The sequence below is a fragment of the Caulobacter sp. 10L414 genome (assembly GCF_056395525.1).
The window spans coordinates 12,383-32,800 of sequence record NZ_JBFTJR010000019.1 but is presented as its reverse complement, the minus strand read 5'-3'; the positions used below and the strand labels follow the sequence as shown (position 1 = coordinate 32,800).

Sequence of the window (20,418 nt, the reverse complement as noted above, 5' to 3'; positions counted from 1 at the left end):
CGTTGTGGACGGCTTTCCCGTTCACCAAGTCGCTTGGCTCAACCTTAAGCACGACGGAAGCACGAAAACTCACCCTCAAGGAGAGAATCATCGTGCAACCTACAGAAGCCAAGATCGTCACCGCCAAGCAGATCGACGACTGGGCCAAGTTGCTTTTCGACGCGCTGTCGCGAATTGCGCTACTTTCCGCGCTCGCTGTTCTAGCGAACGGATACGACCAGCTTTGGCTGAAGCTCGTCGTAGGGGCATCCGCCCTCTGCTTGGCCTACTGGATTGTTGGCACGCTCCTGGCGCGCTTCGCGGAGTTCGCCAAGCTTACCGGACCGCACGCGGCGACGATGTCGCTGCGCCAACGGATCAAGGTGCTGGTGATTGCGATTCCCGTCTTCGCCGTCACGCTTCTGGCGTCGTGGGGCTCAGTCGAAGCAGTAATCAGGATAAGCAAAGTCCAATACGACAAACAGTTCGCTTCGCCGATCTCAAGCACACTGACCCCACCCGTCACTGACAAGCGGATTAAGTCGAATTAGTGGGAGGAAGCGATGCAAGGTTCCTCAGGAACCTGAACCGTTGGTGGCTGGGGGCGGGATCGAACCGCCGACCTGTGGGTTATGAATCCACCGCTCTAACCATCTGAGCTACCCAGCCGCCGAAGCGGAGCGGGCTTATAAGCGCAAACCGGGGCGGGCTTCAAGCCCGGTTTGCGATCTCATCCACAACTGCGCTCAAACGCCTGGCCAGGCTGTCGGGACCATAGTCGGCCAGCACCGCCTCGCGGGCCTTGCGGCCCAGGGCGGCCGAGGCGGCCGGATCGGCGATCAGGGCGGCCAGGGCGTCGGCCAGGGCTACCGGATCGCCCGGCGCGGTCAGGCGGCCGCTGACGCCTTCAAGGATCATTTCGTCCGGACCGGGAATGGCGCTGGCCGCGACGGGCAGGCCCACGGCCATGGCCTCCAGCAGCACCAGCGGGAACCCCTCCTGGTAGGACGGGAAGGCGAAGACGTCTCCCGTGGCCAGGAAGGCCGAGGCGTCGCGCCAGCCCACGAGGCGCACACGCTCGCCAAGGCCATGCTCGCCGATCAGCCCTTCGAGCCTGCCGCGCTCGTCGCCCTCGCCGGCGATCTCGACCTCGAACGACAGGCCCCGGTCACGCAGCAGAGCCGCGGCGGCGACCAGCACGTCGAAGCCCTTCTTGGGGTGCAGGCGGCCGGCGGCGACGATGCGCGGCGGCCGGCCGGCGTCGGCGAACGGCTGGGCCAGCACGGCGGGGATCTTCACGGCGTTGGGCACGAAGTGCACGCGGCTCGCCGGGATCCCGCGCTCGATCGCCAGGTCGGCCAGATGCCGGCCCACGCAGATGTAATCGGTGCGCGTGGTCTCGACCTCGAACACCGGCTTATGCACGCAGATGGCCAGGCGCGCCTGCTTCGGCGCGGCCTTCTCGAACAGGCGGGCCGGGCGCTGGCCGTGGCTGAGGATGATGGTCGGCTGGACAGCCTTCACGATCCTGCGGGCCGCGCCCAGGGTGATCGGATCCCAGTCGGTATGGGCCGGCATCGACAGCAGCGGCGAGCTGCGGCCGGCCTGGGCCTTGGCCACCGCGCCTCCCGACCGGACCACGCCGGCGCAGATCCCGCCCCGACGCGCGGCCCAGGTCTCCAGGATCGGCTGATAGTCGAGAAACACCTGCTCCAGGCCGCCCAGACCCTTGCCAAGCATGGCGTGCAGGATGGCGGTCAAGGCAGGCTCCGGGGTCGGCGGGAAAGGCCGGGAAGCTTCCCCGCGCCGCCCCTCCTGTCAATGCGCCGAAAGAAATGGGGCCCCGCCTCTCGCCCGCCGGAGGAAAAGACGTCTATGGTCGCCCCATGCGTTCTTCCCTGATCTTCGCCGCCTCCGCCCTGCTCGCCATCGCCGCCTGCGGCCCCGGCGAGGCCCAAGACAGCAGCGCCCCGGCCGTGGCCGCCGACGGCGGTCCGGTCGAGACCCGCACCGCCAACGCCCCCGACCAGAAGCCCGCCTTCGCCGGCCAGACGCGCGCGCCGCTGAAGGCCGCCGGCGTCGACTACCAGGTGCAGGTGGTGGCCAAGGGCCTGGACCATCCGTGGGCCATCGCCTTCCTGCCCGACGGTTCGGCCCTGGTGACCGAACGCGCCGGCCGCCTGCGCATCCTGGCCAAGGACGGCAAGCTGTCGCCCGCCGTCGCCGGCCTTCCGGCGGTGGACGCCAACGGCCAGGGCGGCCTGCTGGGCCTGGCGATCGATCCGCACTACGCCAACAACGGCCTCGTCTACTGGAGCTACGCCGAGCCCCGCGACGGCGGCAACGGCACGGCGGTGGCGCGCGGCAAGCTGGTCCCTGGCGCGACGCCCAAGCTGGAGAACGTGCAGGTCATCTGGCGCCAGACGCCGACGCTGGCCTCGTCGCTGCACTTCGGCGGACGGCTGGTGTTCGCCCGTGACGGCAACCTGTTCGTCACCACCGGCGAGCGCTCGATCATCGAAGGCCGCATGCAGGCCCAGCGCCTCGACGGCACGCTGGGCAAGGTGGTGCGGATCAAACCGGACGGCTCGATCCCCGCCGACAATCCCTATGTCGGCCAGGCCGGCGCCAAGCCCGAGATCTGGTCGATCGGCCACCGCAACCTGCAGGCCGCCGCCATCAACCCCAAGACCGGCGAACTGTGGACGGTCGAGCACGGCGCCAAGGGCGGCGACGAGCTGAACATCCCCCGCGCCGGCAAGAACTACGGCTGGCCGTCGATCACCTATGGCGAGGAATATTCCGGCAAGCCGATCGGCGACGGGATCACCGCCAAGGAAGGCCTGGAGCAGCCGATCTACTACTGGGATCCGGTGATCGCGCCCTCGGGCATGGCCTTCTACCAGGCCGACCTGTTCCCCGCCTGGAAGGGCAGCCTGCTGGTCGGCGCGCTGAAGGAGCACCACATCGCCCGCCTGACGCTGGACGGCGACAAGGTGGTCGGCGAAGAGCGCATCGCCGTCGACTTCGGCGAACGCATCCGGGACGTCGTGGTCGGCCCGGACGGCGCCGTCTGGGCGGTGACCGACGAGGACGACGGCAAGGTGATCCGGATCGCCCCGAAGGGCTGAGGCCCGACCCCTAGTCCACCTCGCGGCGGGCGCGCCAGGCCTTGCGCGCCTCCGACGGCTTGCCCTTGACCAGGGCTCCGGCCGCGAGCCCGGCCAGGAACGAGGCGGTCGGGTGGGCCAGGATGATGTCTGCCACGCGCTCCTCGATGGGGGCCTTGCGCTCCTTGGCCTGCTGGTTGGACTGGGCCAGCGCCCAGATCGCCACCACCGCCGCGGCGATCGCCGCCACGATCGCGTGGGCCCAGGCCGCGCCGACCAGCGAGGCCAGGAAGGCGAACACCGCCATGGCCCCCGAGATCGCCGCGATCGCCGCGGCCATGACCAAGCCAGCGCCCCGCACCAGGCGCGAAGTCAGCCTGTCGATGAAATCGTCCACCATCGCCCTCTCCGTCGAACAGCCTTCCAGGCTAACGCACGAGGGCGGGTTTGGTGTCAGCCAGCCGACTCAAGCCGGTCGGCGACGGCCTCGCCGATGGCCAGCGAACTGGTCAGGCCCGGGCTCTCGATGCCGAACAGCGCCACCAGCCCCGGAAGGCCATGCGTGTCGGCGCCGCGCAGTTGGAAGTCGGGCTGGGGCTCGTCGGGACCGTGGATCTTGGGGCGTACGCCGGCGTAGTCGGGGCTGAGCGCGCCGTCGGGCAGCCCCGGCCAGAACTTGCGGATATAGGCGGCGAAGGCCTTCGCCCTGTCTGGATCCACCGAGTAGTCCGGCTCTGGCACGTATTCGAGATCGGGCCCGAACACCGCCTGGCCGCCCATGTCGTTGCGGTAGTGGGTGCCCAGCGCCCCGTGGATCGGCGGCGGATAGACGAGGCGCTGGAACGGCGCCTTGCCGGTCAGCCGGAAATAGACCCCCTTGCCGTAGTGGGCGGCGGGGATCTGGTCCCGCGGAAAGCCCTCGATGCTCGCCGCCACGCCCTGCGCCGACAGGCCCGGCGCGGTGACCAGCAGGCGGCAGGTCAGGGTCGTCGGCTCGGCGCCGCCGGCTCGAACCGAAAAGCCGCCGCCCTCCAGCGGGCTCGCGCCCTCGAAGGGGGTGGAGACCACCACCGCCCCGCCGGCGGCCTCGATCTCGCCGTGCAGGGCCAGCATGTAGTCGTGGCTGGCGAAGACGCCGCTTTCCGGCGACAGCAGGGCGGCGTGGGCGTTAAGACCGGGCTCCAGGGCCTGGGCCTGCGCGCCCGTCAGGCGCTCCATGCCCTCGACGTCGTTGGCCAGGGCCTGGTCCCAGATGGCGTCGAGCCGGGCGATCTCATCGTCGCTGGTGGCCACCACCAGCTTGCCGCACTTCTTGTAGGCGACGTTGTGGGCGTCGAGGAATTCATAGAGCCGCCGCCGCCCCTGCACGCAAAGCCGGGCCTTCAGCGAGCCGGTCGGATAGTAGAGCCCGCCGTGGATCACCTCGGAATTGCGCGACGACACGCCCTGGCCGATGTGGCTCTCGGCCTCCAGCACCGCCACGACCAGGCCTCGCCGCGACAGGGCGTAGCCGCAGGCCAGCCCCACGGCGCCCGCGCCCACCACGACGGCGTCGAAATCGAAGTCTGGGGTCATTTCAAGGTCGCCGAGTGTTCGATGGAACGGATGATCACCAGATCGCGCTGGGCTCGACGCGTCAGGAGGTAAGGCCGGCTCACTCGTCGGAAGCCGCGGCTCGCGCTTTCAGATCCGCAAGCATTTCGGCCAGGAACTGGCCGCCATCGACACATTCAGCCGGGTCGACAGCCTCTTGCTCCAGTTCCTGCAGCAGGGCCTCGAGCTTGTCCGAACCGCCGACAATGTCGGCGGCGCGACGATAGTTGAGTTCCGCCAGTTCGGCGGCGACCCCCTCGTCCAACGATGCAAACTCACCGCGCTCCACCCGCACCAAGAGGTCGGCCGCATCCTCTGCGCTCAAGGTGACCGTCACCTGGTCTGGATGTCGAACCGGCTTGTTCATGGACCTCAGCCTAGCACGAACCCGCCTGCCGGCCAGCGCCGACGGCCGCTCGATCGCCGCCTGCGTGAAGGCGTTGAGTCTCCCTCGTAACTTGGCCATAACGACCCAGGGGGTATTTGATCATGATTTCAACCGCACGTTTTCTGGTCCTGATCGTCAGCCTCGCCCTCGCCGGCTCCGCCACGGCCCAGCCCCCCTCGCCCGGGCGCGAAATCGTCGACGGCGTCGTCTGGAAGAGCAAACCCAACGCCAACGACATGGCCAACTACTATCCCTACCGAGCCATGCGTCAGGGCATCGGCGGCTGGGCCCTGCTGCGCTGCCGCGTCTCGGCCGACGGTCGCCTGGAAGCCTGTCGCGCGCCGGCGTCCTTCCCCAAGGACGAACACTTCGACGACATGGCCCTGAAACTGGCCGACAAGTTCCGCATGGCCCCCGCCACCACGGACGGCCAACCGGTCGCGGGCGCGATGATCACCATTCCGATCACCCTGGTGACCCCGAGCGGCCACAACAACGTCCAGATCCCCCAGCCCGGCGCGGGCGCCATCCTGACCCTGGAGCCCAACGGCCCGGCGCCGTGCATGCTGGAAGGCCAGCCCGCGGCCAAGTGCGCCCTGCACGGCCTGGACTGGAAGGCTTCGCCCACCGTCGGCCTGTACGGCCCGATCGTGGCGGTCATCGGCCCCGAGAACGGCCTGACCCATCTGGAGTGCACGGCCAAGGGCGGCGCGCTGACCGGCTGCCGCGCCATCGGCGAACACCTGACCCAGGCGGGCGGCGAGGCCATGCTGGCGCTGGCCCCGCGCTTCGTCCCGCCCGAGCGCGCCAGGGACGGCTCCAAGGTCGAAGGCCAGCAGGTGATCGCCGTCTTCGACTGGCCGGCCCTGAACGCCGCCTACGCGCCGGTCTATCGCGACGCGTCGAAATAGCCCGCCGGGAGGGGGATCACCCCTCCCACTGCTCCCACAGCTTGGCCGCGGTCGCCTTGGCCTTCTCGACCGCGGCTTCCTTGACGTGGCCGTAGCCGCGGATCTCGGAGGGCGCCTCCGCCAGCTTGACGGCCAGGGTCCTGTTCTCGGTGCGCAGGCCGGCGGCCAGGCGGTCGAGCGTGACCTCGTAGTCGGCGATCAGGCCGCGCTCCATCCGGCGTTCCTCGGTCTTGCCGAAGACGTCGAAGGCCCCGCCGCGCAGACCCTTCATGCGCGCGATCATCGGGAAGGCCAGATCCAGCATCCAGCCGCCGAAGGCGATCTTCTTGGGCTTGCCGTCCTTACCCTTGGGCGCGATCAGCGGCGGCGACAGCCAGACCTTGGCCTTGCCGCCCTTGAAGGTTCCGGCCAGCTCCTGGGCGAAGCGGCCGTCGGTGTAGAGGCGGGCGACCTCGTACTCGTCCTTGTAGGCCATCAGCTTGTAGAGGTTGCTCGCCGCCGCGCGGGTCAGGGGCAACTCGGCCCCCTCGCCCGTCGCCGCGACCTCGGCGTGATGCAGCTTGGCGATGCGCTCGGCGTAGCGGGCGGCGTAATGGGCGTCCTGGTAGGCGACCAGATCCTCGACCCGGCGGGCGATCAGGGCGTCCAGCGGCTCGGTCTGCGGCGTGGGCATCTCGACCGGCTTGTCGCCGGCCGTGGCCGGGTCGAAGGCGATCTGGCGGCCCAGCTCGAAGGCCTGCAGGTTGGCCTCGGCGTCCACCCCGTTCAGCTTGATGGCCCGGTAGAGCGCGCGGCTGGAGACCGGGATCACCCCGCGCTGCCAGGCGAAGCCGACCATGATCATGTTGGCGTAGATGGCGTCGCCGAACCGGCTTTCGGCCAGGCGCTGGGCCGGGCAGGCGTCGAAGGCCTTGGTGGCGGCCTTGACCCGGCGGGCCATGGCTCCGCCGTCGAACTTGACGTCGCGGCTGGTGACGAAGTCGGCGGTGGGCGCGAAATCGCTGTTGCCGAAGGCAATGGTGCGGTCCTTGGCGTACAGCGCCAGGGCCTCGGGGCTGGCGGCGACCAGCAGGTCGCAGGCGATCAGCACGTCGGCGCTGGCGGCCGGCACGCGACCGCCGACCACCGTCTCCTCGGTCTCGCCGATCTTAACGTGGCTGAACACCGAGCCGCCCTTCTGGGCCAGGCCCGTCATGTCGACCACGCTGCCGGCGCGGCCGTCGACGTGGGCGGCCATGGCCAGGATCGAGGCCACGGTCGTGACCCCGGTGCCGCCGACGCCGGTGAAGATGATCCGGCGCACGCCGTGGAACTCTTCGAAGGCCGGCAGAGGCGTCGAGTCCGCGGACAGCGGCGCGGGCTTGGCCTTTTCACCGGCCTTCTCGGCCCCTTCCAGCGTGACGAAGGACGGGCAGAAGCCCTCCAGGCACGAATAGTCCTGGTTGCAGCTGGACTGGTTGATCTTGCGCTTGCGGCCAAAGGCGGTGTCGAGCGGCTCGACCGACACGCAGTTGGACTTCACCGAGCAGTCGCCGCAGCCTTCGCAGACCAGCGGATTGATGAAGACCTTCTGGGTCGCCTTGGCCATGGTCCCGCGCTTGCGACGGCGGCGCTTTTCGGTGGCGCAGGTCTGGTCGTAGAGCAGCACCGTGGTCCCGGGGGTGTCGCGCAGCATCTTCTGCACGGTCATCAGCTCGGAACGCGGGAACACCTCGACGCCGGGCGCCAGGTCGGCGACGCCTTCGTAGCGCTTGAGATCATCCACCACGACCACGGTGCGGGTCACGCCCTCGCTGGCCAGCTGGCGGGTGATCTGCGCGGGGGTGAAGCCGCTTTCGGCGCGCTGCCCCCCGGTCATCGCCACCGCGTCGTTGAACAGCAGCTTGTAGGTGATGTTGGCCCCGGCCGCGACGGCAGCCCGGATGGCGAGGGAGCCGGAGTGGTTGTAGGTGCCGTCGCCCAGGTTCTGGAAGACGTGCTTCTCGGTCGTGAAGGGCGCGGCGCCCACCCACGTCAGGCCCTCGCCGCCCATGTGGGTGTTGAGGTCGGTCGACGGGTCGTTGAAGCCGGCCATGTAGTGGCAGCCGATGCCCGCCAGCGCCCGGCTGCCTTCCGGCAGCTTGGTCGAGGTGTTGTGCGGGCAGCCCGAGCAGAAGAACGGCTTGCGGGCCTGGTCCGAGGCCAGGCTGACGGCGGCGACGCCGGCGGCCGAGACGCGGTTCAGATAGGCGCGCGCCCGCTCCATGTGCGGCCCGTCGGGCAGGCGGTCGTAGATGGCCAGGGCGATTTCGGCCACCGACAGCGAGCCCAGTTCCGACAGCAGCGGATGGCCCTTCTCGTCGGTCTTGCCGATGATGCGCGGGCGGGCCTGGGCCGGCAGGTCATAAAGCGCCGCCCGAGCCTGGGGCTCGATCAGCGCGCGCTTGTGCTCGATGACCATCAGCGTCTCTAGGCCGGCGGCGAAGGCGCGCAGGCCCAGGGGCTCCAGCGGCCAGGGCATGCCCACCTTGTAGACCGAGACGCCCAGGTCGGCGGCTTCCTGCAGGCTCATGCCCATGGCCGAGAAGGCTTCGAGCACGTCCTTGTAGGCCTGGCCCTGGCAGACGATGCCCAGGCGGGCCTTGCCGACGCGAACGTGCGAGGCGCCCAGCACCACGCGGTCGATCTGGTTGGCGCGGGCGAAAGCCAGGGCGGCGGGGATCTTGTGGAGGCGGAGCCGACGCTCCTTCTCCATCGGCTGGTCCTTCAGCCGGATGCCCAGGCCGCCGGGCGGCATGGCGAATTCGGGAATGACGGCCTGGTGGCGGCCCAGCGACACGTCGATGGTCACGCCGCTGTCCATGGTGTCGGCGAGAGCGATCAGACCGGTCCAGAGACCCGAGAACCGCGACATGGCGATGCCGAGAAGGCCGTAGTCGAGCACTTCCTGCACATCGGCGGGCGACAGCACGGGAATCTCGAAGTCCTGGAAGGCGAACTCCGACTGCGACGGCAGGGTCGAGCTCTTGCAGGCGTGGTCGTCGCCCGCCACCGCCAGCACGCCGCCGGTCGGGAAGGAGCCGGCGAAGTTGGCGTGCTTGAAGACGTCGCCGGTGCGGTCGACGCCCGGCGCCTTGCCGTACCACATGCCGTAGACGCCATCGTGCGTCGCGCCGGGGAAGAGGTTCGCCTGCTGGCTGCCCCAGACGGCCGTGGCGGCCAGGTCTTCGTTGAGGCCTTCCTTGAAGACCACGTCGTGCGCGTCAAGCAGCTTGCGGATGCGCGCGGCCTGCTGGTCGAGACCGCCCAGCGGCGAGCCGCGATAGCCCGACATGAAGCCGGCGGTGTTCAGGCCGGCGAGTCGATCCAGGCGCTTGCGATCGAGCAGCACACGGAGCAGCGCCTGCACGCCGGTGATGAATGCCCGACCATCTTCGAGCACATATTTGTCGTCGAGCGTGACTTCCGAGTGCCGCATGGCAAAATTTTTCCTCCCGGGTCTTTTCGCCCGTAAGGCAATATCTTATAGAAGCCCGGAAATTGTTTGCCCAAGGCGTGCCCGACTCAGGTGGGCTTTGCGCAAAATCGACGCGTCAAACACCCTCTGGGGGGAGGAATTCTTGTCCGAACAACTCGACGCCGTGGATGCCAAGATCCTGGATCTCATCCAACACGACGCCGGACTGTCCGTCGCCGAGATCGCCGAGCGAGTCGGCCTGTCGTCCAGCCCGTGCTGGCGCCGCATCAAGCGTCTCGAAGACGCCGGCGTCATCCAGCGCCGCGTCACCATCCTGGACCGCGAAAAGCTGGGCCTGGGCTTCGAGGTCTATTGCACCGTGAAGCTGTCGCTGCCGACCAAGGAAAACCTCGAGACCTTCGAGCACGCGGTCGCCAAGTGGGCCGAGGTGGTGCAGTGCGCCACCGTGACGGGCGCGGCCGACTACGAGATGCGCATCGTCACCCGCGACATGCACGCCTTCGACGAGTTCCTGCGCGACAAGATTCTGTCGCTGGGCCTGGTCTCGAACATCGAGAGCCGCATCGTGATCCGCGGCGTCAAGAACTCGACGGCCGTGCCGCTGGGTCTGGTCAGCCCCTACGTCAGCCCGCTGGGCTGAGGGCTCGCTTCGGGGGCGGTGGGGGCCGCCCTCGACGAGACCTCTTGTGTCGCCTCTTGCATCGGGGCGCGGAGAGTCCTCCTCTAAGCGACAAGGTCGGGCCGCATCGACCGGGAGGACACGCCCCATGGGCCAGCATCGCGCCGAACACGCGCCGGGCGAGGAGCGCTATCGCACCTTCGCCGACTTCTATCCCTTCTATCTCTCCGAACATCAGAGCCGCACCAGCCGCCGCCTGCACGTGGTGGGCACCAGCCTGGTGATCGTCAGCCTGGTGATGGGCCTGACGATCAGCCCGTGGTTCTTCCTGGCCGCCCCGCTGGTCGGCTACGGCTTCGCCTGGGTCGGGCACTTCGTGTTCGAGAAGAACCGCCCGGCCACCTTCACCTATCCCCTTTACAGCCTGATGGGCGACTTCCGGCTGTTCTTCGAGACGGTGGCGGGCCGCCGCCCCTGGTGACGGGGCCCGCCTGAGACGACGATTTCCGATTGGCGCCGCCCTTGCTGGTCAAGCTGGCAAGCGACCCAATTCGAGAAAGCCGCCGCCTCATGTTCCAGAAGAAGAAAGACGCCCCCGCCCCGCTGGCCCTGGAGCCGCTGGCGGCCGCTCCGACGCCCGCCCCCCTGGCCCAGGCCGCCGCCCCGGCTCCGCCGCCGCGTCCCAAGCCCGCCTCGCTGATCGCCCAGGGCCTGACCATCCGCGGCGACGTCTCGGGCGACGGCGAACTGCACCTGGACTGCCTGGTGATCGGCGACATCAAGGTCGGCAAGCTGGTGCTGGGCCCCAACGGCCGCGTGGAAGGCTCGATCGCCGCCCAGGCCGTCGAGATCCACGGCAAGGTCATCGGGGCCGTCGCCGCCCGCCAGGTGCGCCTCTACGGCACGGCCAAGGTCGAGGGCGACATCGCCCACGAGCAGCTGGCCATGGAGAGCGGCGCCGACTTCCAAGGCCGCAGCGTCAAGTTCACCCGCCCCGCTCCGCAACCGGCTCCGGCTCCCGCCCCGGCCCCGGCCCCGGCTACTTACGCGCCCGCCGCCGGCTGATCCCCTGGCAACCGGGCGGCGCGTCCGGGTATTGTTCGAGCAAGGCGGTTCGCCGCCGCGCTTTTCGGGACAGTAACCGATGACCACCGCCCGCCTCGCCCTCCTGCTGGCCGTCCTCGCGGCGGCCGGCTGCTCGCGCAACGACGACAAGGCCGCCGCGCCGGCGGCCGGCGCCGAAGCCTCCTCGGCCAGGAGCGAGGCGGCGCCCGAGGCCGGCGGCGCGCCACGACCGCTGCGCGCGGGCCTCTGGAAGACCACCGCCGGCACGCCCAGCGGCGAACAGAGCACCACCCAGTGCATTGGCGAGGGCCACGATCCGGCCGCCGAGGCCGCCAAGGCCGCGCCCTGCGGCAAGCCCGAGGTCACGCCGGTCATCGACGGCTTCACGATCGAACTGACCTGCCGCAAGGACGCCATCACCTACAGCCTGGCCGGCGTGGTGAAGGGCGACTTCCAGACCCGCACCACCACCGACCTCGAAATGAAGGTCCAGGCCTACGGCGCCTCCAAGGTCATGCGGCTGCACAGCACGAGCGTCTATGTCGGCCCCTGCGAGCCGAAGGGCGAAAACAAGGCCGAAACGGCCTCGGCGCCCAAGACCTAGTCATCGCGCCTAGCTCAAACACCTTATGTGGCTCCCGGGCCACAAACGCCGAGCTTCGCAGAGAGCGTCGCTTTTTTACAGGAACGGCAAGGCTTGTAGGTTCATTGTCATCGCATGGGGGTTCCGTGAGTTCGAGGAGCCGATGACGATGAACGGTCCGCATCTGACCGTCGTGCCGGAAGAAACCGCCGGCGCCGAAGTCTACAACCTGACCCGCGGGCCGGAGACGACGGCCCAGCGCCTGCAACGCCTGCAACAAGAAGCCCGCCAGCTGGCCCGAGAAGAAGTCGAGGCCTTGGAACGGGACCTGATCGCGCTGGGCGAACGCGCCCATCAGATCGCCGAGGGCGGCGAAGCCTATGCCGTAGGTCTGCGGGAGATGGCCTCGCGGCTGTCGTCCGACCTGCCGATGAAGGCCCAGTCGCTGCGCGCCATCCTGGAACGCACGTCTCGCGACTGACCTCGAAAAGAAAACGGCCCGGAAGCCAAGGCTCCGGGCCGTCGAATTCTTGCAGATCGAATGCGGCGGACCCTAGAGGCCCGGCAGCTTGATCTTGCCCTGCTTGTCGCGGCTGATGATGATCGCGCCGCCGCCGGTCAGGGTCTTCAGGCGCGCCTCTTCGGCGGCCGCGTCGACCGGCACTGGAGCCGTGGCGCCGGCTTCCGCCGCCGTCACCGCGCCGGCGGTCTTGTCGTCCTTGCGCCAGAACATGACCTTCTTGGCGAAGCTCTCGTCCTTGTGGGCCAGGTCGCCGTTCTCGTCGTCCACGACGAAGCGGATCAGCGGGTCGGCCTTGTCGACGCCGGCCTTGGAGACCAGCAGCTTTTCACCGTCGGTGCGGTTGGCGGCCATGCTCTGGCCCAGCAGCGCCTGGCGGGCGGCGCTTTCCGGCTGCAGTTCCTGCGGACGCGGCTCGCCGGGCGCCGGCGGGCGCAGGCTGTAGTCGGGCGGAACGACGAGCGGAGCCTTGGTGACGACGCGGAACTCGTCGGGGACCACCTTGCTCATGCCCAGGGCCTTCGAGGCCGACTGGCAGCCGGCCAGACCGGTGGCGGCCACGGCGGCCAGCACGCTCAGGGTCGCAACCCGGTTGAACTTCATGAACCCATGCTCCAGCGGCCGCCCCCGGGGCCGAAAATCGGACGCCCTCGATACGACATCCGAAGGCGGGCGCCAATGTCCTTCGGATTTGTGGCCTTGCTTGGGCGCTAAGCCCTGGTTTGGCCCCTATTCCGTCTGGTGCGACAGCTTGTTCTCTTCACCGATGAAACTGTCCAGCAACAGGAAAGCGACACCGATCGAGATGCCCGAGTCGGCGACGTTGAACACCCACGGGAAATAGAGTCGCGACACGTCGATGAAGTCGACGACGTAGCCGTAGATCACCCGGTCGATCAGGTTGTTGCCGATCGCCCCGCCGATGATCATGCCCAGGCCCAGCGCCGTCAGCGGCCGCACGGCCTTGCGCGCCCAGACGCCCAGGCCCACCACCACCGCCGCCGAGAACACCGTCAGCAGCCAGCGCCCCCACTCGGCGTGGTCGCGCAGCAGGCCAAAGCTCATGCCGTAGTTATGGACCATGGTCAGCTTGACCGGTCCCAGCAGCGAGGCGCTGGAGCCCTGGGCCGAACCCAGGAGGCCCAGCACCCAGAGCTTGGAGATCTGGTCGAGCACCACCGTGGCGGCAGCGACGGCGTAGGCGGTCCAGCCCAGGCGGGTGATCTTCAAGGTCGTCTCCAGAACTAGTCCACCTCTCCAATCGAGAGAGGAAGGGGCCCGACGCGAAGCGTTGGGAAGGTGAGGGGTTTCAGCGGCAACCGTTTTACCCCCTCACCCTCCCACGCCTGCGGCGCGGGCCCCTCCCTCTCCCCTTGGGAGAGGTTTTAATTTTGACGCGCCGCGTCCCAGAAGGCCACGGCGTCGGCGTCGCGAAGGCTAAGCTCCGGATAGCGGGGGTCGGTTCCCACTTCCGGCAGGATGCGCCAGGAGCGGGCGCACTTGGCGCCTTCGGCCTTGACCGGATCCACCGACACGCCCTTGACCTCGTCGATCGTGAAGGCGCCGCCCTCGCCGGCGACCAGCGTCGCGGCGCTCGTGCGGAACACCTCGGCGGCGTCCAGGCCCTCGAAAGCGGCCAGCAGGTCCGCGTCGGCGACGTGGACGACCGGCGCGGCCTCAAGAGCCGAACCGATGCGCTTTTCGCGGCGCTCGACTTCCAGGGCGCCGGTGACGACGCCCGTGACAGTCCCGACCTTGGCCCAGCGCGCGGCCTCGGCCTGGTTTTCCCATTCCGCCGGGGTTTCCGGGATGGCGCGCAGGGTCACCGGACCGGCGTCGGGGAAGCGGGTCGTCCAGGCCTCTTCCATCGTGAAGCTGGCCAGCGGGGCCAGCCAGATGGTCAGGCGATCGAACACCAGATCCAGCACCGTGCGGTAGGCGCGACGCTTGAGGGCGTCGGGACGGTCGCAATAGAGGCTGTCGCGGCGGACGTCGAAATAGAGGGCCGACAGGTCGCCCTGGCAGAACTCGACCAGCGGGCGGATCACGTCCGAGAAGCGGTAGCTCTCGTAGGCGGCCTTCACCTGGCTATCCAGCTCCCACAGGCGGTGCAGGATGAACTTCTCCAGCGGCGGGAAGTCAGCGTGGTCGGTGACCCGCTCTTCCTCGGTGAAGCCGGCCAGCGCGCCCAGCAGGTAGCGCATGGTGTTGCGCAGCTTGCGATAGGCGTCGGTCGTGGTGGCCAGGATCGTCTTGCCGATGCGCTGGTCTTCCGAATAGTCGACCATCGCCGCCCAGAGACGCAGGATCTCTGCGCCGGACTCCTTGGTGATCGTCTGGGGCTCGACCGTGTTGCCCTTCGACTTGCTCATCTTCTCGCCGTTCTCGTCCATGGTGAAGCCATGGGTCAGGACGGCCTTGTAGGGCGCGCGGCCGCGCGAGCCGCAGCCTTCGAGAAGCGACGACTGGAACCAGCCGCGGTGCTGGTCGGAGCCTTCCAGATAGAGGTCGGCCGGCCAGGCGCTGTCGTCGCGGCCCTCGATGGTGAAGGCGTGGGTGCAGCCGCTGTCGAACCAGACGTCGAGGATGTCGACGACCTTCTCGTACTGGGCCGGGTCGTGGGCGCCTAGGAAGTCGGCGTCGGGACGGGTGAACCAGGCGTCGGCCCCGCCTTCCTTGATGGCGGCCAGGATGCGGGCGTTGACCTCGGCGTCCACCAGCGGATGGCCGGTGTGCTTGTCGACGAACATCGCCAGCGGCGTGCCCCAGTTGCGCTGGCGGCTGATCAGCCAGTCGGGACGGGTCTCGACCATCGAGCCGATGCGGTTGCGGCCGGCGTCGGGGTGGAAGGCGGTGTCGGCGATGGCCTGGACGGCCGTCTCGCGCAGGGTCTTGCCGCCCAGCGCCTCGACCTCGTGGTCCATGCGGATGAACCACTGCGGGGTGTTGCGGAAGATCACCGGGGCCTTGGAGCGCCAGCTGTGCGGATAGCTGTGCTCGACGCGGCCGCGGGCCAGGAGGTTGCCGGCCTCGATCAGCTTTTCCATGACCGCGCCGTTGGCCGGCCCGAACTTGCCGATCTTCTTGCCCTCGGTCTCCAGCACCTTGAGGCCGGCGAATAGGGCCACCGACGGATAGTAGGCGCCGTCCGGATCGACGGTGTCGGGGATCTCGCGATGACCGTGGGCCAGCCAGACCTGGTAGTCGTCGGCGCCGTGGCCCGGGGCGGTGTGCACGAAGCCCGTGCCGGCGTCGTCGGTGACGTGGTCGCCGGCCAGCAGCGGCACGGCGAAGCCATAGTGGCTGTCCAGATCCGCCAGCGGATGAGCCAGGACCATGCCTTCGCAGTCGACGCTCTCGACCTTTTCGAACTCAGCCACCTTGGCGGCCTTGAACACGTCGCCGGCCAGCTTCTCGGCGATGATCAGGCGATCGCCCGGCTTGGCCCAGGGTTCGAACTCCAGGCCTTCCTCCAGCGCCTTCACCTCGAAGACGGCGTAGGGGATGTCGGGGTTGTAGGAGACCGCGCGGTTGGCCGGGATGGTCCAGGGCGTGGTGGTCCAGATCACCAGCTTGGCGCCCTGGGTGGCGTCAGAGCCCTCGACGACCGGGAACTTCACCCAGATCGTGGGCGAGACGTGGTCGTGGTACTCGATCTCGGCGTCGGCCAGGGCCGTGCGCTCGACCGGGCTCCACATCACGGGCTTGGAACCGCGATAGAGCTGGCCGCTCGAGGCGAAGCGGTGGAATTCCTCGACGATCTTGGCTTCCGAGGTGAAGTCCATGGTGGCGTAGCGGTTCCACCAGTCGCCCAGCACGCCCAGGCGCTGGAACTCGACCTTCTGGGCCTCGATCCAGCCGGCGGCGTAGGCGCGGCATTCGCGGCGGAACTCCTCGGCCGGGACCTCGTCCTTGCGGCGGCCACGGCTGCGGAACTGTTCCTCGATCTTCCACTCGATCGGCAGGCCGTGGCAGTCCCAGCCCGGCACGTAGTCGACGTCGTAGCCCAGCGCGAAGCGCGAGCGGACGACGAAGTCCTTGAGGATCTTGTTCAGCGCGTGGCCGATGTGGATCGCGCCGTTGGCGTAGGGCGGGCCGTCGTGCAGCACGAACAGCGGCGCGCCGGCGTCCTGACGGGCCTTGCGGACGGCGCCGTAGAGGCCCTTGTCGGAGAGGGCCGCCCAGCCCTCCAGGATCTCGGGCTCCTTCTTGGGCAGGCCCGCGCGCATCGGGAACGGGGTGTCGGGAAGGAAAACGGTTTCGCGGTAGTCGCGGGCGGGCGCGGCGTCGTCGGCCATGGGAGGGCTATCCAGCTCTGGAATGTCGGAAGAAAGGCGGGTGAACCCGGCGCGCGCTGGAGGTCTCGTCCGGCGGCGTCACGCCGGGCGGATAATTCGCGCGATCTTCCGAACGGAACTCATGGAGGCAGGGGATAGCAGAGCGGCGTCCGCCCGCAAAGGGTGAAGCCGCAAAAGGAAACGGCCGCCTCGGTTTCCCGAGGCGGCCGTCCCGCAAGCGATCGGAAGAAGGATCAGCCCAGCTTGGCCAGTTCTTCTTCGCTGATGTCGGCGCTGGAGTAGACGTTCTGGACGTCGTCGTCCTCGTCGAGCGCGTCGAGCAGCTTCATCAGGGTGGCCACGGCGTCGCCGGTGACCTCGTTCAGCAGCTTGGCCTTCCAGACGATCTTGGTCGAGGAGGCTTCCCCGAACTTGGCTTCCAGGGCCGAGGAAACCTCGTTGAGGTCTTCGAAGGCGGTGTAGACGGTGTGGCCGCCCTCTTCGCCCATGTCGCTCTCGACGTCCTGGGCGCCGGCCTCGATGGCGGCTTCCATCATGTCGTCTTCGCTGGCCTTGGCGGCCGGATACTCGATCTGGCCCAGGCGGTCGAAGTTGAAGGTCACCGAACCGGTGGCGCCCAGGCTGCCGCCGTACTTGGTGAACAGCGAGCGGACATTCGACGCCGCGCGGTTCTTGTTGTCGGTCAGCACCTCGACGATCACGCCCACGCCGCCCGGACCCATGCCCTCGTAGCGGATCTCGGTGTAGTCGCCGGCGTCGCCCATCTGCGACTTCTTGATGGCGCGCTCGATGACGTCCTTGGGCAGACTTTCGGCCTTGGCGTTGTTCACGGCCAAGCGCAGGCGCGGGTTCATGGCCGGGTCGGGCAGGCCCGTCTTGGCCGCCACGGTGATTTCGCGCGACAGCTTGGAGAACAGCTTGGAGCGCGCGGCGTCGGCGCGGCCCTTGCGGTGCATGATGTTCTTGAATTTCGAGTGGCCGGCCATTCGGAGGCTCTTCTCTGATCTGACGATGAAATGGGTTGGCGGGGCTTCTACCGCCTGGAGGCGTGTGTTGTCACCCCAGGCGGCGCTCGCGGCTTCCCATTCCACCGTCAATTCAGAGTCAGGGGCCTGATCAGGCGACCTTCAGCTCCACCACCACGTTGCCGCGGGTGGCCTTGGAGTACGGGCACACCTGGTGGGCCTTGTGCAGCAGGTCCTCGGCCACGGCGCGGTCGACCTCGGGGGCGTTCAGCGTCAGGCGCACGCCGATGTGGAAGCTGACCTCGTCCTTGATCAGATCGACCTCGCTGTCGAGGCTGTGCTCGCCCAGCTTGACGCTCTGGTTACGGGCCACTAGGCCCAGCGCGCCGAGGAAGCAGGCCGCGTAGCCCGCCGCGAACAGTTGCTCGGGATTGGTGCCCTCGCCGTTGCCGCCCAGCGACTTGGGATAGCCCAGCTGGACGTCCAGGTGGCCGTCGTCGGTCTTGGCGGTTCCCTGGCGCCCGCCCACGGCGTGGGCCTTGGCGGTGTAGACGGTGGCGTCGGTCATGGAGGGCTCCTGTGCTTGCCTCGGCGAGAGGTTGGCCAGGGACCATGACGGATGCAAGCGGGAGCGGATTGAACGTCCTTGATCCCTCTCCCGGAGGGGAGAGGGAGGGGCCCATGCGCAGCATGGGAGGGTGAGGGGTCACGCCCTCAGCCGGAGCGCCGCGCCAATGGCGAGCAGAACCTCGCCTGGGTCGGTTAGGACGAATTCGTTGTCGAAGTGCAGCACGCGATAACCGCAGCGCTGGAGAGCCTTCGTCCGCTCTGCGTCATGCAGTTCGCGCCCTTCATGGGAAGCCCCGTCGAGCTCCACGATCAGGTTGGCGTCGCGGCAGGCGAAGTCGGCGAAGTACCGATCAACCGGCATCTGGCGACGGAACTTGAAACCGGCCAGACGACGACCACGCAACAGCGCCCAGAGCTTTTCCTCGGCGAGAGTCTGGTCACGGCGCAGACGGCGGGCGTTGGCGATATTGGGCATGACGCCATGCTTTGGCGGCGTCCTAGAAACGGCAAGCGGAGGAATGGGGGTTTTCGCGGTTGGCCGCGTCACCCCTCACCCTCCCATCGCAAGGCGATGGGCCCCTCCCTCTCCCCTCCGGGAGAGGGTTTTATACCTGCGGCACGCTCTGGCTCAGCCGGCCGCCGACGCGGATCGGCTCGACGCGCACCGCAAGACCCGTGCGGTCGTCGGTCTCGACGAACACGCCGCAGACCGTGGCCGGGCCGCTGGCCGGCTGGTAGCGGCCGCCGCTGATCTTGGTGGTGAAGCGCCGCAGGGGCTCTTCCTTCTGGTTGCCGATGACGCTGTCGTAGTCGGCGCAGGCGCCGGCGTCGGTCTGGTAGGCGGTGCCGCCGGTCAGGATCTGGCAGTCGGCGGTCGGCACGTGGGTGTGGGTGCCCACCACCAGGCTGGCGCGGCCGTCGCAGTAGTGGCCCATGGCCATCTTCTCGGACGTCGCCTCGCAGTGCATGTCGACGATCACCGCGTCGGCCACCTGGCCCAGCGGCGCCTTGTCGAGCTCGCGGTCGGCGGCGGCGAACGGATCGTCCATGGCGTCCATGTGCACCCGGCCCAGCAGGTTCACCACGAACACGGTCTTGCCGCTGTCCGTCTGGAAGAGATGGCTGCCGCGCCCGGGGGCGTCGGACAGGATCGGGTAGTTGGCCGGACGGATCAGGCGCGGCTCGCGCACGATGTAGGTCAGGGCCTCGCGCTGGTCCCAGCTGTGGTTGCCCAGCGTCAGGCAGTCGGCCCCGGCGTCGAACAGCTCGCGGGCGGTGTTCTCGGTGATGCCGAAGCCGGCGGCGGCGTTCTCGGCGTTGATGATGACGAACTCGAGGCCCAGCTGGCGACGGAGGCCCGGCAGGTGGTCGGCCAGGCCGTCGCGGCCCGACTTGCCGACGACGTCGCCGAAGAAAGCAAAACGCATGATCGATCAGTCCTTTCGGACCTCGATATACTCGTTTTCGGTCAAGATCGCGTCCAATCGTTGATCGTGCCGCTCGTCGGGCAGGCCGTGGGTCTCCTGGCCCTGGTAGGCGAGGCCGACGACGAACACCGACTTGCGCCCGCGCAGGGCCTCCAGCGCTCGGTCGTAATAGCCCCCGCCCTGCCCCAGGCGTCGTCCCTCGCGATCCCAGGCCAGCAAGGGCGCGACCACCAGGTCGGGCTGGACGACGGGATTGTGGGCGACCGGCGCGACCAGGCCGATGGCGTCGCGGGCCAGGGGCTCGCCGGGCGTCCAGGCCCGGAAGACCATCCGTCCGCCCTTGCCGTGCGGATCGGCGCCCTCGACGCTGGGCAGGGCCAGGCTCCAGCCCTCCCCCGCCAGCCAGTCGGCCAGCGCGCGGGCCGAAACCTCCGATCCCAGGCCGTGATAGAGCGCGGCGATCTTGCCTTGCGGATGGGGAAAGCGCGCCGACAGCGGCTCGCGCGCCACGTCCACCGCCATCCAGTCGGCCTCGGGGTGCTCAAGGGCCAGCTGCTTGCGGCGGTTGCGCACGAAGACGCGCAGGGCGGTCTTGGCGGCGGCGGGGTCGGCGATGGTCATCGCGACCTTCTAGCCGAAGGACGGGGATGAAGGGAAAGGGTGGCGGCGCCGCGAAGAACCGTGAAGACGTTTCAATCCACTCGAACCTGTTAGTTACAGGTGGGCCCCGTGTTCCCGCAGCCACGGCCACGGGAGGGAACAGGTCCCGATAGAGAGATTAAGGTCCCTGGGAATAGAAATCTTCGACGAGAGCCGCAGCACGACCCGCCGTCAGCCAATATAGGAGGTCGGATCGCCGAGCGATAGGGGCCGCGCGTCCGGCGAGATGTCGCGCCGCTCGAAGCCCCCCTCAGTCGCTTCGCGACAGCTCCC

The 20,418-nt window shown here is 68.6% G+C and carries 22 protein-coding genes, 1 tRNA gene and 1 other RNA gene; 8 read left to right on the top strand and 16 right to left on the bottom strand.

The window, feature by feature from the left end:
• Window positions 1-2: 2 nt before the first annotated feature.
• Entirely contained in the window at window positions 3-530 is a 528-nt protein-coding gene (locus AC1DCG_RS09935; protein ID WP_477030205.1) for a hypothetical protein, read from the top strand.
• A gap of 41 nt (window positions 531-571) precedes the next feature.
• Here AC1DCG_RS09935 and AC1DCG_RS09930 read toward each other — a convergent pair.
• Window positions 572-648: transfer RNA gene (locus tag AC1DCG_RS09930), tRNA-Met, on the bottom strand.
• 42 nt (window positions 649-690) lie between these two features.
• Window positions 691-1,740, bottom strand: a complete 1,050-nt coding sequence (locus AC1DCG_RS09925) for a glycosyltransferase (protein ID WP_477030206.1) — start codon at window positions 1,738-1,740, stop codon at window positions 691-693.
• Between the two features lie 125 nt (window positions 1,741-1,865).
• Between AC1DCG_RS09925 and AC1DCG_RS09920 the strand changes: the two genes are divergently transcribed.
• Window positions 1,866-3,110, top strand: a complete 1,245-nt coding sequence (locus AC1DCG_RS09920; protein WP_477030207.1) for a PQQ-dependent sugar dehydrogenase — start codon at window positions 1,866-1,868, stop codon at window positions 3,108-3,110.
• 10 nt (window positions 3,111-3,120) lie between these two features.
• On the opposite strand, the gene AC1DCG_RS09915 is transcribed toward AC1DCG_RS09920, so the two are convergent.
• The 3 genes from AC1DCG_RS09915 to AC1DCG_RS09905 form a co-directional block, all read right to left on the bottom strand.
• On the bottom strand, window positions 3,121-3,489 hold the full coding sequence (locus tag AC1DCG_RS09915; protein WP_101719401.1) for a hypothetical protein: 369 nt from the start codon (window positions 3,487-3,489) through the stop codon (window positions 3,121-3,123).
• A 53-nt stretch (window positions 3,490-3,542) separates the two neighbouring features.
• The gene (locus tag AC1DCG_RS09910; RefSeq protein WP_477036536.1) at window positions 3,543-4,664 is read right to left on the bottom strand and encodes an NAD(P)/FAD-dependent oxidoreductase; all 1,122 of its coding nucleotides are present in this window, start codon (window positions 4,662-4,664) and stop codon (window positions 3,543-3,545) included.
• 79 nt (window positions 4,665-4,743) lie between these two features.
• Complete coding sequence (locus tag AC1DCG_RS09905) at window positions 4,744-5,049, bottom strand: hypothetical protein (RefSeq protein ID WP_477030209.1); 306 nt, start codon at window positions 5,047-5,049, stop codon at window positions 4,744-4,746.
• Window positions 5,050-5,171: 122 nt separating this feature from the next.
• On the opposite strand from AC1DCG_RS09905, the gene AC1DCG_RS09900 reads away from it, so the two are divergent.
• On the top strand, window positions 5,172-5,981 hold the full coding sequence (locus tag AC1DCG_RS09900; RefSeq protein ID WP_477030210.1) for an energy transducer TonB: 810 nt from the start codon (window positions 5,172-5,174) through the stop codon (window positions 5,979-5,981).
• A gap of 16 nt (window positions 5,982-5,997) precedes the next feature.
• Here AC1DCG_RS09900 and AC1DCG_RS09895 read toward each other — a convergent pair whose 3' ends face one another.
• A complete protein-coding gene (locus AC1DCG_RS09895; protein ID WP_477030211.1) occupies window positions 5,998-9,438 on the bottom strand; it encodes an indolepyruvate ferredoxin oxidoreductase family protein in 3,441 nt (1,146 codons plus the stop codon).
• A gap of 142 nt (window positions 9,439-9,580) precedes the next feature.
• Between AC1DCG_RS09895 and AC1DCG_RS09890 the strand changes: the two genes are divergently transcribed.
• From AC1DCG_RS09890 to AC1DCG_RS09870, 5 genes are all read left to right on the top strand, one after another.
• The gene (locus AC1DCG_RS09890) at window positions 9,581-10,078 is read left to right on the top strand and encodes an Lrp/AsnC family transcriptional regulator (RefSeq protein WP_058348122.1); all 498 of its coding nucleotides are present in this window, start codon (window positions 9,581-9,583) and stop codon (window positions 10,076-10,078) included.
• A 127-nt stretch (window positions 10,079-10,205) separates the two neighbouring features.
• Window positions 10,206-10,538 (top strand): Mpo1-like protein, encoded by a 333-nt coding sequence (locus tag AC1DCG_RS09885; protein WP_165257695.1) that lies wholly within the window; start codon window positions 10,206-10,208, stop codon window positions 10,536-10,538.
• 89 nt (window positions 10,539-10,627) lie between these two features.
• Window positions 10,628-11,122 carry a bactofilin family protein gene (locus tag AC1DCG_RS09880; protein WP_477030212.1) on the top strand — a complete coding sequence of 165 codons (495 nt, stop codon included), beginning with the start codon at window positions 10,628-10,630 and terminating at the stop codon, window positions 11,120-11,122.
• A 79-nt stretch (window positions 11,123-11,201) separates the two neighbouring features.
• Window positions 11,202-11,726 (top strand): DUF3617 family protein, encoded by a 525-nt coding sequence (locus AC1DCG_RS09875; protein ID WP_477030213.1) that lies wholly within the window; start codon window positions 11,202-11,204, stop codon window positions 11,724-11,726.
• Window positions 11,727-11,874: 148 nt separating this feature from the next.
• Window positions 11,875-12,186: a hypothetical protein gene (locus tag AC1DCG_RS09870; RefSeq protein ID WP_165257700.1), complete on the top strand. Its 312-nt coding sequence runs from the start codon at window positions 11,875-11,877 to the stop codon at window positions 12,184-12,186.
• 72 nt (window positions 12,187-12,258) lie between these two features.
• Here AC1DCG_RS09870 and AC1DCG_RS09865 read toward each other — a convergent pair whose 3' ends face one another.
• The 10 genes from AC1DCG_RS09865 to ssrS form a co-directional block, all read right to left on the bottom strand.
• Window positions 12,259-12,828 carry a DUF3035 domain-containing protein gene (locus AC1DCG_RS09865; protein WP_165257702.1) on the bottom strand — a complete coding sequence of 190 codons (570 nt, stop codon included), beginning with the start codon at window positions 12,826-12,828 and terminating at the stop codon, window positions 12,259-12,261.
• 126 nt (window positions 12,829-12,954) lie between these two features.
• Window positions 12,955-13,467, bottom strand: a complete 513-nt coding sequence (lspA, locus tag AC1DCG_RS09860) for a signal peptidase II (RefSeq protein ID WP_240903420.1) — start codon at window positions 13,465-13,467, stop codon at window positions 12,955-12,957.
• 143 nt (window positions 13,468-13,610) lie between these two features.
• Window positions 13,611-16,523 (bottom strand): isoleucine--tRNA ligase, encoded by a 2,913-nt coding sequence (gene ileS / locus AC1DCG_RS09855; RefSeq protein ID WP_477030214.1) that lies wholly within the window; start codon window positions 16,521-16,523, stop codon window positions 13,611-13,613.
• Window positions 16,524-16,601: 78 nt separating this feature from the next.
• On the bottom strand, window positions 16,602-16,646 hold the full coding sequence (locus tag AC1DCG_RS09850) for a hypothetical protein (protein WP_199228414.1): 45 nt from the start codon (window positions 16,644-16,646) through the stop codon (window positions 16,602-16,604).
• A 110-nt stretch (window positions 16,647-16,756) separates the two neighbouring features.
• The gene (locus tag AC1DCG_RS09845) at window positions 16,757-17,509 is read right to left on the bottom strand and encodes a YebC/PmpR family DNA-binding transcriptional regulator (protein ID WP_165257707.1); all 753 of its coding nucleotides are present in this window, start codon (window positions 17,507-17,509) and stop codon (window positions 16,757-16,759) included.
• 130 nt (window positions 17,510-17,639) lie between these two features.
• On the bottom strand, window positions 17,640-18,056 hold the full coding sequence (locus AC1DCG_RS09840) for an organic hydroperoxide resistance protein (protein WP_165257709.1): 417 nt from the start codon (window positions 18,054-18,056) through the stop codon (window positions 17,640-17,642).
• A 138-nt stretch (window positions 18,057-18,194) separates the two neighbouring features.
• Complete coding sequence (locus AC1DCG_RS09835; protein ID WP_477030215.1) at window positions 18,195-18,533, bottom strand: endonuclease domain-containing protein; 339 nt, start codon at window positions 18,531-18,533, stop codon at window positions 18,195-18,197.
• Window positions 18,534-18,663: 130 nt separating this feature from the next.
• On the bottom strand, window positions 18,664-19,485 hold the full coding sequence (locus AC1DCG_RS09830) for a TIGR00282 family metallophosphoesterase (protein WP_165257711.1): 822 nt from the start codon (window positions 19,483-19,485) through the stop codon (window positions 18,664-18,666).
• 6 nt (window positions 19,486-19,491) lie between these two features.
• Window positions 19,492-20,106: a 5-formyltetrahydrofolate cyclo-ligase gene (locus AC1DCG_RS09825; RefSeq protein ID WP_165257713.1), complete on the bottom strand. Its 615-nt coding sequence runs from the start codon at window positions 20,104-20,106 to the stop codon at window positions 19,492-19,494.
• 41 nt (window positions 20,107-20,147) lie between these two features.
• Window positions 20,148-20,310, bottom strand: a non-coding RNA gene (ssrS, locus tag AC1DCG_RS09820) — 6S RNA.
• Window positions 20,311-20,418 lie beyond the last annotated feature (108 nt).

Bases quoted from the DNA above. Each gene is read 5' to 3' on its own strand.
- AC1DCG_RS09840 (WP_165257709.1), bottom strand. From the start codon at position 18,056: ATGACCGACGCCACCGTCTACACCGCCAAGGCCCACGCCGTGGGCGGG.
- AC1DCG_RS09915 (WP_101719401.1), bottom strand. From the start codon at position 3,489: ATGGTGGACGATTTCATCGACAGGCTGACTTCGCGCCTGGTGCGGGGC.
- AC1DCG_RS09885 (WP_165257695.1), top strand. From the start codon at position 10,206: ATGGGCCAGCATCGCGCCGAACACGCGCCGGGCGAGGAGCGCTATCGC.
- AC1DCG_RS09830 (WP_165257711.1), bottom strand. From the start codon at position 19,485: ATGCGTTTTGCTTTCTTCGGCGACGTCGTCGGCAAGTCGGGCCGCGAC.
- ileS (WP_477030214.1), bottom strand. From the start codon at position 16,523: ATGGCCGACGACGCCGCGCCCGCCCGCGACTACCGCGAAACCGTTTTC.
- AC1DCG_RS09905 (WP_477030209.1), bottom strand. From the start codon at position 5,049: ATGAACAAGCCGGTTCGACATCCAGACCAGGTGACGGTCACCTTGAGC.
- AC1DCG_RS09900 (WP_477030210.1), top strand. From the start codon at position 5,172: ATGATTTCAACCGCACGTTTTCTGGTCCTGATCGTCAGCCTCGCCCTC.
- AC1DCG_RS09880 (WP_477030212.1), top strand. From the start codon at position 10,628: ATGTTCCAGAAGAAGAAAGACGCCCCCGCCCCGCTGGCCCTGGAGCCG.
- AC1DCG_RS09875 (WP_477030213.1), top strand. From the start codon at position 11,202: ATGACCACCGCCCGCCTCGCCCTCCTGCTGGCCGTCCTCGCGGCGGCC.
- AC1DCG_RS09895 (WP_477030211.1), bottom strand. From the start codon at position 9,438: ATGCGGCACTCGGAAGTCACGCTCGACGACAAATATGTGCTCGAAGAT.
- AC1DCG_RS09825 (WP_165257713.1), bottom strand. From the start codon at position 20,106: ATGACCATCGCCGACCCCGCCGCCGCCAAGACCGCCCTGCGCGTCTTC.
- AC1DCG_RS09920 (WP_477030207.1), top strand. From the start codon at position 1,866: ATGCGTTCTTCCCTGATCTTCGCCGCCTCCGCCCTGCTCGCCATCGCC.
- AC1DCG_RS09865 (WP_165257702.1), bottom strand. From the start codon at position 12,828: ATGAAGTTCAACCGGGTTGCGACCCTGAGCGTGCTGGCCGCCGTGGCC.
- AC1DCG_RS09845 (WP_165257707.1), bottom strand. From the start codon at position 17,509: ATGGCCGGCCACTCGAAATTCAAGAACATCATGCACCGCAAGGGCCGC.
- AC1DCG_RS09910 (WP_477036536.1), bottom strand. From the start codon at position 4,664: ATGACCCCAGACTTCGATTTCGACGCCGTCGTGGTGGGCGCGGGCGCC.
- AC1DCG_RS09835 (WP_477030215.1), bottom strand. From the start codon at position 18,533: ATGCCCAATATCGCCAACGCCCGCCGTCTGCGCCGTGACCAGACTCTC.
- AC1DCG_RS09870 (WP_165257700.1), top strand. From the start codon at position 11,875: ATGAACGGTCCGCATCTGACCGTCGTGCCGGAAGAAACCGCCGGCGCC.